Annotated in this window: 11 protein-coding genes and 2 tRNA genes; 5 read left to right on the top strand and 8 right to left on the bottom strand. The window is 56.1% G+C overall.

The window, feature by feature from the left end; all coding sequences use genetic code 11:
- The first annotated feature begins 67 nt into the window (after positions 1–67).
- Together B498_RS20195 and B498_RS20200 are read left to right on the top strand one after the other, a co-directional pair.
- A complete protein-coding gene (locus tag B498_RS20195) occupies positions 68–1,522 on the top strand; it encodes an AMP nucleosidase (protein ID WP_008499471.1) in 1,455 nt (484 codons plus the stop codon).
- A gap of 18 nt (positions 1,523–1,540) precedes the next feature.
- Positions 1,541–3,313: an aminopeptidase P family protein gene (locus tag B498_RS20200; protein ID WP_008499470.1), complete on the top strand. Its 1,773-nt coding sequence runs from the start codon at positions 1,541–1,543 to the stop codon at positions 3,311–3,313.
- A 145-nt stretch (positions 3,314–3,458) separates the two neighbouring features.
- Here B498_RS20200 and B498_RS20205 read toward each other — a convergent pair.
- Positions 3,459–3,534 (bottom strand) — tRNA-Asn (locus B498_RS20205).
- Between the two features lie 103 nt (positions 3,535–3,637).
- The gene (gene emmdR / locus B498_RS20210; protein WP_021241423.1) at positions 3,638–5,092 is read right to left on the bottom strand and encodes a multidrug efflux MATE transporter EmmdR; all 1,455 of its coding nucleotides are present in this window, start codon (positions 5,090–5,092) and stop codon (positions 3,638–3,640) included.
- Positions 5,093–5,254: 162 nt separating this feature from the next.
- Here emmdR and B498_RS20215 point away from each other — a divergent pair.
- Positions 5,255–5,330 (top strand) — tRNA-Asn (locus B498_RS20215).
- Positions 5,331–5,383: 53 nt separating this feature from the next.
- On the top strand, positions 5,384–5,719 hold the full coding sequence (locus B498_RS20220) for a gamma-glutamylcyclotransferase family protein (RefSeq protein WP_008499468.1): 336 nt from the start codon (positions 5,384–5,386) through the stop codon (positions 5,717–5,719).
- 47 nt (positions 5,720–5,766) lie between these two features.
- On the opposite strand, the gene B498_RS20225 is transcribed toward B498_RS20220, so the two are convergent.
- The 4 genes from B498_RS20225 to dacD all read right to left on the bottom strand — a co-directional run bounded on the left by B498_RS20225 (position 5,767) and on the right by dacD (position 9,171).
- On the bottom strand, positions 5,767–6,102 hold the full coding sequence (locus B498_RS20225) for a DUF496 family protein (RefSeq protein WP_008499467.1): 336 nt from the start codon (positions 6,100–6,102) through the stop codon (positions 5,767–5,769).
- Positions 6,103–6,260: 158 nt separating this feature from the next.
- Complete coding sequence (locus B498_RS20230) at positions 6,261–7,319, bottom strand: FUSC family protein (protein ID WP_008499466.1); 1,059 nt, start codon at positions 7,317–7,319, stop codon at positions 6,261–6,263.
- A 92-nt stretch (positions 7,320–7,411) separates the two neighbouring features.
- Entirely contained in the window at positions 7,412–7,885 is a 474-nt protein-coding gene (gene sbmC / locus B498_RS20235; protein WP_008499465.1) for a DNA gyrase inhibitor SbmC, read from the bottom strand.
- Between the two features lie 119 nt (positions 7,886–8,004).
- Positions 8,005–9,171 carry a serine-type D-Ala-D-Ala carboxypeptidase DacD gene (gene dacD / locus B498_RS20240; RefSeq protein WP_008499464.1) on the bottom strand — a complete coding sequence of 389 codons (1,167 nt, stop codon included), beginning with the start codon at positions 9,169–9,171 and terminating at the stop codon, positions 8,005–8,007.
- Between the two features lie 198 nt (positions 9,172–9,369).
- Here dacD and sbcB point away from each other — a divergent pair, with 198 nt between their 5' ends.
- On the top strand, positions 9,370–10,806 hold the full coding sequence (gene sbcB / locus B498_RS20245; protein WP_370976713.1) for an exodeoxyribonuclease I: 1,437 nt from the start codon (positions 9,370–9,372) through the stop codon (positions 10,804–10,806).
- A 122-nt stretch (positions 10,807–10,928) separates the two neighbouring features.
- Here the strand turns inward: sbcB and plaP are convergent, their stop codons facing one another.
- The gene (gene plaP, locus B498_RS20250) at positions 10,929–12,287 is read right to left on the bottom strand and encodes a putrescine/proton symporter PlaP (protein WP_008499462.1); all 1,359 of its coding nucleotides are present in this window, start codon (positions 12,285–12,287) and stop codon (positions 10,929–10,931) included.
- Positions 12,277–12,339: a membrane protein YoeI gene (yoeI, locus tag B498_RS23040; protein ID WP_099458931.1), complete on the bottom strand. Its 63-nt coding sequence runs from the start codon at positions 12,337–12,339 to the stop codon at positions 12,277–12,279. The genes plaP and yoeI overlap by 11 nt, the downstream gene beginning before the upstream one ends.
- Positions 12,340–12,441: the final 102 nt, after the last annotated feature.

The following is a 12,441-nucleotide window of genomic DNA, read 5'->3' as shown; positions in this document are numbered from 1 at the left end:
TTTTGTTTCACAGGCGTGTGACATACTATCGGGTAGAGTCGCACACCTGTGGAACAAGGAGACAGAGATGAATAATAAGGGCTCCAGCCTGACCCCGGCTCAGGCGCTGGAAAAACTCGACGCGCTGTATGAACAGTCCGTCAATGCGCTGCGCAGCGCCATCAGCGAATATATCGAAACAGGGAAACTTCCCGACCAAAAGGCCAGAAACGAGGGCCTTTTTGTTTATCCATCGCTCTCTGTGACCTGGGACGGCAGCGCCAGCACGACGCCAAAAACCCGCGCCTACGCCCGTTTCACCCACTCCGGCTGCTACAGCACCACCGTCACCCGCCCGGCCCTGTTCCGCCCGTATCTTGAAGAACAACTTACGCTGTTGTACCAGGATTACGGCGCGCACATTGCCGTTGAGCCCTCGCAGCATGAGATCCCCTATCCGTACGTAATTGACGGTTCGGCGTTAACCCTTGACCGTTCCATGAGCGCGGGGCTGACCCGCCACTTCCCGACGACGGAACTGTCGCAGATTGGCGATGAGACCGCCGACGGGATTTATCACCCGGCAGAATTTTCTCCTCTGTCGCACTTTGACGCCCGCCGGGTCGATTTCTCCCTGGCGCGACTGCGCCACTACACCGGTACGCCCGCTGAACATTTTCAGCCGTTCGTGCTCTTTACCAACTACACCCGCTACGTCGACGAGTTTGTCCGCTGGGGCTGCAGCCAGATCCTCGACCCGGAAAGCCCGTATATTGCGCTCTCCTGCGCGGGCGGGATCTGGATCACCGCAGAGACCGAAGCCCCCGAGCAGGCCATCTCCGATCTGGCATGGAAAAAGCATCAGATGCCGGCCTGGCACCTGATCACCGCCGACGGTCAGGGCATTACGTTGATTAACATTGGCGTCGGCCCCTCGAACGCCAAAACCATCTGTGACCATCTGGCGGTGCTGCGCCCGGACGTGTGGCTGATGATTGGCCACTGCGGCGGCCTGCGTGAAAGCCAGCTGATTGGCGATTACGTGCTCGCCCACGCCTATCTGCGCGATGACCATGTGCTTGATGCGGTGCTGCCGCCGGATATCCCGATCCCGAGCATCGCCGAAGTACAGCGTGCGCTGTATGACGCCACCAAAGCGGTCAGCGGCATGCCGGGCGAAGAAGTTAAGCAGCGCCTGCGCACCGGTACGGTCGTCACGACAGATGACCGCAACTGGGAGCTGCGTTACTCAGCCTCCGCGCTGCGGTTCAACCTGAGCCGCGCGGTAGCCATTGATATGGAGAGCGCCACCATCGCCGCACAGGGCTATCGCTTCCGCGTCCCGTACGGCACGCTGCTGTGCGTCTCCGATAAGCCGCTGCACGGCGAAATTAAGCTGCCGGGCCAGGCCAACCGTTTCTATGAAGGGGCCATCTCAGAGCATCTGCAAATTGGCATTCGCGCCATCGACCTGCTTCGGGCGGAAGGTGACAGACTGCATTCCCGCAAGCTGCGCACCTTCAACGAGCCGCCGTTCCGCTAATAACGATAAGGAATAACCATGTCCAGCACATCTCCGCTCTCTGCCCTGCGCCACTGGCTTGAGGCCAGCCATCTCGACGGGATGATCGTCCCGCGTGCGGATGCGTGGCAGAGCGAATACTGCGCGCCCTGTGACGAAAAGCTGGCCTGGCTGACGGGCTTTGACGGTTCTGCCGGCGTCGCGCTGGTACTGAAGGATAAAGCGCTGCTGTTCGTCGACGGGCGCTATCAGGTGCAGGCCCGCGTTCAGGTGAATCTGGACGAGATTGAAATTCACCACCTGCACAACGAGCCGCTGGCTGAATGGCTGACAGAAAACGTGGAGGCAGGCACGCGCATCGGTTTTGACGCACTGCTGATGACCAATACGGAGTTTGAGCAACTGTCCGCCACGCCGTGCAAGCTGGTACCGCTGAAGGCTTCGCCGTTTGACGCCTTATGGACCGATCGCCCTGCCGCACCGGCGGGGCTTATTCGTGAAATGCCGGTTGAAGTAAGCGGTGAAAGCAGCCAGGACAAACGTCAGCGCGTCGCTGCCGTGCTGGCCGCGAACAATGCTGATTATCTGGCCGTTACGCTGCCGGATAACATTGCATGGCTGCTCAACGTAAGGGGCTCAGATATCCCAACCAGTCCGGTACCGCTCTCATTTGCCCTGCTGAGTCGTGACGGCCACGTTGAGTGGTTTGTAAACGACAACAAGCTCGGCGCCCTGCCTGAAGACGTGCGTAATGCGTTTACGATTGCCCCGCAGGACGCCTTCATCGAACGCTGTCAGCAGATTGCTGCAGGCAAACGGGTGATGGTTGATGCCGATTCCGCTCCGGTCGCCCTGCGCTTTGCCATTGAACCACGGGGAGAGATTGTCTGGCGAACCGATCCCATCACCCTGATGAAGGCCACCAAAAACCCGATCGAGCTGGCTGGGTATCGCGCGTGCCATCACCAGGACGGTGCCGCCTGGGTCAACTTCCTGGCCTGGCTGAGCCGCGAAGTGCCGCTGCGCGAGGCGGCAGGAAATCCGCTCACCGAGCTGGAAGTGCAGGCGCAGCAGCTCGCGTTCCGTAAACAGCAGCCCGGGTTTATCGAGCAAAGCTTTGCGACCATCTCCGCCTCTTCGAGCAATGCGGCGATGTGCCACTATCATTCGAGCGAGGCCAGCAACAAGCCCATCGGCCATGATCATTTTTACCTGAACGATTCCGGCGGTCAGTACGTTAATGGCACCACCGACGCCACGCGCACGCTGGTATGGGGTAAGGTCGACCCGCAGCAGCGCCTGCACTACACCGCCGTGCTGAGAGGCTTTCTGTCGCTCATTACCCTGCAGTTCCCCTCTGGCACTCAGGGGCATCAGCTGGATGCCTTCGCGCGTCGTCCGCTGTGGGAGATGGGGCTGGATTACGATCACGGCACAGGGCATGGCGTGGGGCATCAGCTTCTGATCCATGAGAACCCGCATCGCATCGCCAAAAAGGTCAACCCGTGGCCGCTGGTGGCGGGCAATATCATGACGATTGAACCTGGCTACTATCTGGGCGATAGCCACGGGATTCGCATTGAAAACCAGGTGGAGATTGTGGAGAGCCGTCCGGGATTCTGTAAATTTGCCTCGCTGACGCTGATCCCGATTGATTTAAGCCAGGTCGAGCTGGATCTGTTGAGCGAACAGGAAAAAGCGTGGCTGGATGCGTATCACCAGCAGGTGCGTGAGGCGCTGTCACCACTGGTGAACAGCGATGCGCGTTCGTGGCTGGAAGAGGCGACGGCACCGGTTCGTGTGAACGGATAGTGCGGCTTTTGCCGGGTGGCGGCTTCGCCTTACCCGGCCTACGATTCGAGGTTTTTGTCGGTCGGGTAAGGCGAAGCCGCCACCCGACAATTTTACCCGACGCAGAAAAGCAAAAAGCCTGCTTTAAAAGCAGGCTTTTCAAATTTGGCTCCTCTGACTGGACTCGAACCAGTGACATACGGATTAACAGTCCGCCGTTCTACCGACTGAACTACAGAGGAATCGTGTGAACGGGGCGCATATTATCGATGCTCCCCCATGATGTCAAAGGCAGAATGCATATTTCCGATCGTTTGCCGATTTATTCTCCACTTCGCGCAATTGTCAGGCATTTTTCCGCGGGTATTTCCACAGCCAGCGCCCGCTGACCATGCGCCAGTAGAACAGCGCGCCCCGTACGGCCCAGTCCAGGAACATACCCAGCCAGACGCCGACTACGCCCCATCCGAGCATCACCCCGAGCGTATACCCCGCCACAACGCGACATCCCCACATGCCGAGCATCGACACCCACATCGCAAAGCGGGCGTCACGCGCGCCCTTCAGCCCGGCTGGCAGTACCCATGAGGCCGCCCAGATGGGCATAAAGGCCGCATTGAGCCAGATGAGGATTTTAACGACCTCTTTAACGTCCTCTTCGTGGGTATAGAACGAGGCCATCAGCCCGGCAAACGGCGCCGTTCCCCAGGCAATCACGGTCAGTCCAATGGTTGACAGCCAGAAAACGTGGCGCAGCTGCCGCTCAGCCTGGCCAATCTGTCCTTTCCCGAGCCGTTTCCCGGTAATGATAGTCGAGGCCGAACCCAGCGCGTTACCCGGCAGGTTAATCAGCGAGGCGATAGAAAAGGCGATGAAGTTACCGGCGATAACGTCGGTGCCCATCCCGGCGACAAACATCTGCGTCAGCAGCTTCCCGCCGTTAAACAGCACCGACTCAATACTGGCGGGAATGCCGATCCCCATCACTTCCCAGATAATGGCGAAGTTAAAGGGGCGGAAATAGCTCTTCAGCGTGAGGCGCAGCGAGGGGGTGATCCCCGCCATCAGCACCCCGATAATCGCCGCCGCACCGATATAGCGTGAAATGGTTAACCCCAGTCCGGCGCCGACGAACCCCAGCCCGTCCCACGAGAACACGCCGTAGATCAGCACGCTGCTGATGATGATATTCAGGATATTCATTCCGCCGTTGATCAGGAGCGGAATTTTGGTGTTACCTGCCCCGCGCAGCGCGCCGCTGCCAATCAGGGCGATAGCCGCCGCCGGATAGCTGATGACGGTCATCTCCAGATAGGTCAGCGCCAGGTCTTTAACCTCGTTCGTGGCTTCCCCGGCGACAAAATCGATAATCTCTTTACCGAAATAGTGAATCACCGCCGCCAGAACAATCGAAAAGACAGTCATGATCATCAGCGACTGGCGGGCTGCCTCGCGCGCACGTTTGGGATCGAGCTTGCCGAGGCTAAAAGCCACCACCACCGTCGTCCCGAGATCGATGGCAGCAAAAAATGACATCACCACCATGTTAAAGCTGTCCGCCAGCCCGACCCCCGCCATCGCCTCTTTCCCCAGCCAGCTCACCAGGAAGGTGCTCAGTACCCCCATCAGCAGAACGCAGGTATTTTCCAGGAAGATAGGCACAGCAAGAGGGGTGATTTCACGCCAGAACAGGACACGATAGCTTTTACGTTTTGCATACCATGGCGTGCGCGCGATCGCCTGGCGTAAGGAGGCAGTGACGTTCAAAATGGACCTTAGCGAGAAAAGTTGAAACTCCATTTCAAATGATGGGGGAGAAATGCTAATCCTGCAAAGTATTTTCCTGAAAAAAGATGTGTGGAATTACAACAAACTGACGACAGAATCAGCAATCAGTCGATTTTCCCTAAGATCAGGTTTGACAAAAGTTTTTTCGCCGCTAAGATAAGCCTCCACAACGATTCCTCTGTAGTTCAGTCGGTAGAACGGCGGACTGTTAATCCGTATGTCACTGGTTCGAGTCCAGTCAGAGGAGCCAAATTTAAAAAGCCTGCTTTTAAAGCAGGCTTTTTGCTTTGCGGATGAGGGAAAATGAACGCTCTGTTTGTCTACGGCACGCTGCGCCCGGGCCATTCTAATGCGCATATCCTTGAAAACATCGGCGGTGAATGGCTGGCCGGTTTCGTCTCCGGTACGTTCTACGAGCGCGGCTGGGGTGCGGCGGCGGACTTTCCCGGGATTGTCCTCCACTCCGATGGACCGCGCGTCGAAGGCTATCTGTTTATCTCTGATAACCTTTCCGCACACTGGCAAATGCTGGATGAGTTTGAAGACGGCTATGACCGGGTTGAGGTCACGGTGACCACCACTGAAGGCAAGCAGGTTCAAGCCTGGATTTATCAGCTACAGCCACATTCTGAGTCATAAAAAAAGGCTCTCTGTCACCAGAGAGCCTTTTTCACGATTCGCTGCGATTACTCGCTTTTTGCTTCGCCGTTTTTGATTTCGCCCATCACTTTCAGCTTCTTAGAGATGTCGCGACGCTCTTTGGACAGTTCAGCATTTTTGATGATGTAATCATCAACACGGTCTTCATAGTCGCTCTTCATGCTGGCGATGATGCCCTGAATAGCTTCAACGCTCATGCCTGGCTTGATATAGTCGCTCAGGTTGTCGAGCAGCAGAACACGTTTCTGGTTGTCACGGATCTTCTTCTCAACGTCCTGGATTTCACGCTGCAGCTTGTTTTTGCGGCGGAACAGGCGGACGAATTCCAGAACATCCTGGAACGAAGGCTTGGTAGTTTCCATTTTTACACCCCTGATAATGTGAGATTCGGATTCGTTAAAGCAACCGTTGTAACAATAACCTTACTGACAGCGGCTGCGAATGACAATGAGTATATCGTTTAAACCTATCATAACCCCAATTGCTGCTGAATCGAAGCAGCAGGCGTCACATCCGCGTTTTATTTGCGCAGCGCTCGACAAATCAGATGCGATAGCAGCTCAAGCTGTCGCGCCAGTTCCATACTCAGCCAGACATAGCCATGAATGGGCGTTTCCGCCACGTTATCGCCCTGCCGCTCATTGATTAACTGCTTCAGCTCCGCAACGATCTCATTCAGCCGCTCGCTGTTTGCCAGTATCGGCTGCGGGTTACCTTCGTAGAGCGCATGAGCGATGGTCAACAGCGTTTGCTGCGTCATCTGCTGGGTCTCTTTGAGGGTCTGCGCGTTAAGCATCAACAGATGGCTCGGGCGAGAGGCCCAGTGCGCGTTGATTTGCAGTTCAAGCATGCAGACCAGGTTGCGGCTTACCGTCTGGATGGCTTCGAAAATCGCTTTCTGAATATGGGTCTCTTTGCTGGCGGGCGTGATCAGGCCGCGCATTTTGACCACGTCGTTGAGGATGGTTTGCAGATGCTTTTCCAGCCGGGGGCGTTCAACCAGATTAGGGGAAAAACCGGCCTGATAGACGCGGTTAAACGCGGTGACATAGTTGGCCATCTGGATACGCCAGTGCAGAAAAGCCCGCTGCGGCCAGATGCCGGTAAACAGCATGGCGAGCAGTGAACCCAGAATGACATCCCCGCTTCGCCACAGCGCCGTGGTCATATCGCCGGCGGGTGCGCCGACCACCACCGCAAGCGTGATACCAATCAGCAGCGCCTGATAAGGACGCTTGCCCAACGCCAGCCAGCCGCACAGGAACATGGCGGCACCGCACCATATCAGCATGACCGGGAACGAGATAAGCTCCAGCTTCAGGGCGATTAGCCCCAGGGCCGAACCTAACACGGTCCCGCCAATACGCTCGAAGGCGCGCGGGACAACGTTGCCCCAAAACGAGATGGGCCCCATCACCACCACCAGCGTGATCAGCGGCCACGTCCCTTCCGGAACCTCCAGCAAGCGGACCAGTACAAACGTCAATACGAATGCCAGCGCGATGCGACACCCGTGCACCACACGGTAGTGTTTATACAACCGAATTTCAAAAGGGGTTAATGATTTGTCGGGACGCACACCCGCTCTCCAGCTACACGGCAAATCACAATTGTACTGTGTTTTCAGCCGGGCGGAACGGTCCCGGCTGAAAAACCCTTTATTCAGCAGGCCTAAACCGGTTTGTGCTCTACCGCGATATACATTTCAATATCCCAGTAGCCGTCCGCGTTGCCATCATTCAGGTAGCGCTCGAAGCAGGGTTTGAGCGCCATCTGATACTTATTGTCCTGCAGCAGGGAATTAAAGAACTGATACCACGGCGTGGCAAAGTCGTAGTTTTCCACACGCGCCGTCGCCACGGCATAATCACCGCCCGCGATTTCCGTCATCATGACGCCTTCGCTGTTTTCCGGGATCACAAAATCGTCCGGTACGGTAACGGCCGTATCGCAGCGCAGTTTTTCGGCCGGGACTTCATCCGGGTTATCGTAGTAGACCGCCACCCACTCCAGCGGCTCAATGTGACGCCCGTCGACCCACATGACCAGCTGTTCAAAGCCCTGTTTTACCGTGTGTTCCCACGGACCGACCAAATGAAAACCGGCAATCTTACGTTTCTGTTGCTGCGTAATGCTGTAGTCCATGCTGCCTCCGTTTATCACTGTATATTTATACACTATAAAACTGAATTATCATTATCAGCAAACGAGGAGTGTTTATTATGTGAGCAGACTCGCAACCCTGCCAGTCTGCTCATCGGCGGTTAAAGCGTGTGATGCAGATAATCGCTCAGACGAGAGAACAGGCCGCCTTTATCAACGGCTTCCAGCGTGACCAGCGGCCAGTGGGCTACCACCTTGTCGCGATCGTAAAGCTGGATCTCCCCGACACGCTGATGCGCGGCAATCGGCGCTTCCAGCTCTTTTTTATCCAGCACGTATTTGGCTTTGATATTGGGCACCTCCGCTTTCGGCAAGGCCAGCCAGAAGTCCTGGTCGGTGCCCAGTTTTACCTGCTCCTTGTCGCCGTACCAGATGCGCTCCGTTCCCACTTTTTTTCCGTTATGCAGGATCTGCACCGTATCGAAATTCTGCTGCCCCCAGTGCAGCAGTTTTCGGGCCTGGTCCTCACGCCCTTTCGGGCTGTCCGCTCCCATTACAACGGCTATCAAACGACGCTGACCGTCAACGGCGGATGCAATCAGGTTAAAGCCGGCCCCCGAGGTATGCCCCGTTTTCAGCCCGTCTACGTTCATGGTCTTATCCCACAGCAGGCCGTTACGGTTCTGCTGGGTGATCCCGTTCCAGGTCAGACTCTTTTCGCTGTACATATGATAAAACTCGGGCTCACCGTGGATAATGGCCCGGGAGAGAACGGCCAGGTCATACGCCGAGCTATGCTGGCCCGGCGCGTCCAGCCCGTGGACGGTTTCGAAGTGGGTATCACGCAGGTTCAGCTTCTGCACATAGTCGTTCATCATCTTCACGAACTGCGGCTGCCCGCCCGCCACGTGATCGGCCAGCGCCACGCAGGCGTCGTTGCCGGAATCGACAATCAGGCCGCGGCTCAGATCGCGCACGGTGACGCGATCGCCCTCCTTCAGGAACATCAGCGATGAACCGTCAAACACCGGGTTCCCTTTTGCCCAGGCATCACGCCCTACGGTGACGATGTCATCCGGGGTAATGCGGTGGCTATCAATGGCCCGATCCACCACATAACCCGTCATCAGCTTGGTCAGGCTCGCCGGATTACGTTGTTGATGTTCGTTGCCCGCCGTTAAAATCTGACCAGTCGTGTAATCCATCAGCACCCAGGAGCCAGCCTGAATGGCCGGAGGCTGCGGCGAAAAATCCAGTGGTTCGGCCGCAAAAGCAGATGAGACACTCGAAGCGAGTAAAGAAACAGCAATAAACAGACGGCGTTTCAACGGTATATCCTCAGGTCATTAAAAATCGATGACCTTTTTACGGGAGTTCTGATGTCGTTACCTGGCTTAATTGCAAAAAAATGTGACAGAACGCAGATTTTTCTCTGAAGCTGGCGCGCAAATTTGCGACGCGGCGGTGCTTTTTATTCGGTCTGACCCGCACGATCGTTTACCATAGTGACGTCATTTTTTAACAGGATGGTATTACTGGTGTCTGACTCTGCCGCTCGCCCGACTTTTTTGTTCCACGACTACGAAACCTTTGGCACGCATCCGGCGCTGGACCGACCGGCGCAGTTTGCCGCCATCCGTACCGACGACGAATTCAACATCATCGGCGAGCCAGAGGTCTTTTACTGCAAGCCGGCGGATGATTACCTGCCGCAGCCCGGCGCGGTGATGGTCACCGGGATCACCCCGCAGGAAGCGCGGGAAAAAGGCGTTAACGAGGCAGAATTCGCCCGACGCATCCACGACCTGTTTACCGTTCCCAATACCTGCGTGGTCGGTTACAACAACATCCGCTTCGATGACGAAGTGACGCGCAACATCTTCTATCGCAACTTCTACGATCCCTACGCCTGGAGCTGGCAGAACCGCAATTCACGCTGGGATTTACTCGACATCATGCGCGCCTGCTACGCCCTGCGTCCTGAGGGCATTCACTGGCCGGAAAATGAGGAAGGTCTGACAAGCTTCCGGCTGGAACACCTGACGCGCGCCAACGGTATCGAGCACAGCAATGCCCACGACGCGATGGCGGACGTCTATGCCACCATTGCCATGGCAAAGCTGGTGAAAAGCGCACAGCCCCGGCTGTTTGAGTATCTGCTGAGCCATCGCAGCAAGCAGAAGCTTATGACCCTTATCGACGTACCGCAGATGAAACCCCTGGTGCATATTTCCGGCATGTTTGGCGCCTGGCGCGGCAATACCAGCTGGGTTGCGCCGCTGGCTTGGCATCCGGACAACCGTAATGCGGTCATCATGGTGGACCTGGCGGGCGATATTTCACCGCTGCTCGAACTCGACAGCGATACCCTGCGCGAACGGCTTTATACCCCGAAAAACGAGCTCGGCGATCTGCCGGCGGTGCCGGTCAAACTGGTGCATATCAATAAATGTCCGGTCCTGGCGCAGGCGAATACGCTGCGCCCGGAAGATGCTGACAGGCTGGGCATTAACCGCCAGCACTGCCTCGATAATCTCAAAGTGCTGCGTGAAAATCCGCAGGTGCGCGAGAAAGTCGTGGCCATTTTTGCTGAAGCAGAGCCGTTCGTGCCGTCTGAAAACGTGGACGCCCAACTCTATAACGGTTTCTTCAGCGATGCCGATCGCGCGGCCATGAATATCGTTCTGCAAACAGAGCCGCGTAACTTACCGGCGCTGGATATCACCTTCGCCGATAAGCGCATCGAAAAGCTGATGTTTAACTACCGCGCGCGTAATTACCCCGGCACGCTGGATGAAGCCGAGCAGGAACGCTGGCTGCAGCATCGTCGCAACGTGTTTACGCCAGAGTACCTGCACAGCTATGCACAGGAGCTGGAGATGCTTTACGGCCAGAATGAAGGGAATGCTGAGAAACAGGCGCTGCTGAAATCCCTGTTCCAGTACGCGCAAGAGATAGTTTGATCGATGGGTATAAAAAAGCCGGAGGCGATGTCTCCGGCTTTTTTTTGCCCGGTGGGGCGGCGCTTACGCGGGCCTACGGGGTATGGAGGTCGGGTAAGGCATAGCCGCCACCCGACACAGTCTTACGCGACGTCTTCGTACTGCGGAACCGGGTTACGGAAGCTCTTCGTGACGCAGGCCAGGTAAACCAGACCAATACCCGCCCAAATCAGGCCAAGCACCATTGAGCTCTCTTCCAGGTTAACCCACAGCGCGCCCACGGTCAGGGCACCGCACATCGGCAGGAACAGATACTGGAAGTGATCTTTCAGCGTCTTGTTACGCTTTTCACGGATCCAGAACTGAGAGATAACCGACAGATTAACAAAGGTGAACGCCACCAGCGCACCGAAGTTAATCAGCGCCGTTGCCATCACCAGATCAAAGTTAATCGCCAGAAGCGCGATCGCACCGACCAGGATAATGTTCATTGCCGGGGTACGCCAGGTTGGATGCACGTAGCCGAAGAAGCTTTTCGGGAATACGCCATCGCGGCCCATTACGTACATCAGACGCGCAACGCCTGCATGCGCGGCCATACCGGACGCCAGTACGGTGATGGTGGAGAAGATCAGCGCGCCGACCTGGAACGCTTTACCCGCCACGTACAGCATAATTTCCGGCTGAGACGCATCCGGATCCTTGAAGCGAGAGATATCCGGGAAGTACAGCTGCAGGAAATAGGTCGAGAAAATAAAGATCAGACCGCCAATCAGCGCCGTCAGGAAGATGGCACGAGGAATTACGCGCTCTGCATCTTTGGTTTCTTCAGAGAGGTTGCTGATCCCGTCAAAACCGGTAAAGGAGAAGCACAGAATGGTTGCCCCGGTAATCATCGGGATCACATGCGCATCACCAGACCAGAACGGCTTGCTGCTCGCCAGGGTGCCCGCGCCTTCGCCGTGGAATACGCCGTAAATCACCATGCCAAGAATAACCGCAATCAGGACAACCTGAAGCACAACGATAACGGAGTTAAAGTTGGCGACAGACTTGATGCTGCGCAGGTTAAAGGCCGTCATAAAGGCCACCAGCGCCACAACGAACATCCAGGATGGAATCGACGGCACCAGCGCTTCAAAATAGATTTTTGCCAGCAGAATGTTGATCATCGGCGCGAACAGATAGTCGAGCAGCGAAGACCAGCCCACCATAAAGCCAACCGTCGGGCTGATGGATTTCTGGGCATAGGTGTAAGCGGAACCCGCAGACGGATAGCGACGCACCAGTTTACCGTAGCTCAGCGCGGTAAAGAGGATCGCAATCAGCGCGAAGCCATATGCCGTTGGCACATGACCGTCTGTGAGGCCTGATACGATACCGAATGTATCAAACAGCGTCATCGGTTGCATATAGGCCAGGCCCATCATAACAACCGGAATCAACGTAAGCGTTTTACGTAATTCCACGCGAGAGGTGTTTGGAGTTGCGTTATGCGACATAGTTATTCTCCTTTACGGTGATAACCGCCACGTAAGCGAAAAATTGCCCCATTTCTTTCTTCCTCAGCGACAACAACTGTCGGATTTTAGTAAATATCTATCCGGTACGAAGCCCGGCCTCTTGGTTTTTAGTTTCGTTTCGTACATGCAAAAA

Source organism: Enterobacter sp. SST3, assembly GCF_000286655.1.
GTDB classification, from domain to species: domain Bacteria; phylum Pseudomonadota; class Gammaproteobacteria; order Enterobacterales; family Enterobacteriaceae; genus Enterobacter; species Enterobacter roggenkampii.
This window is presented reverse-complemented; position numbering and strand designations above follow the sequence as displayed.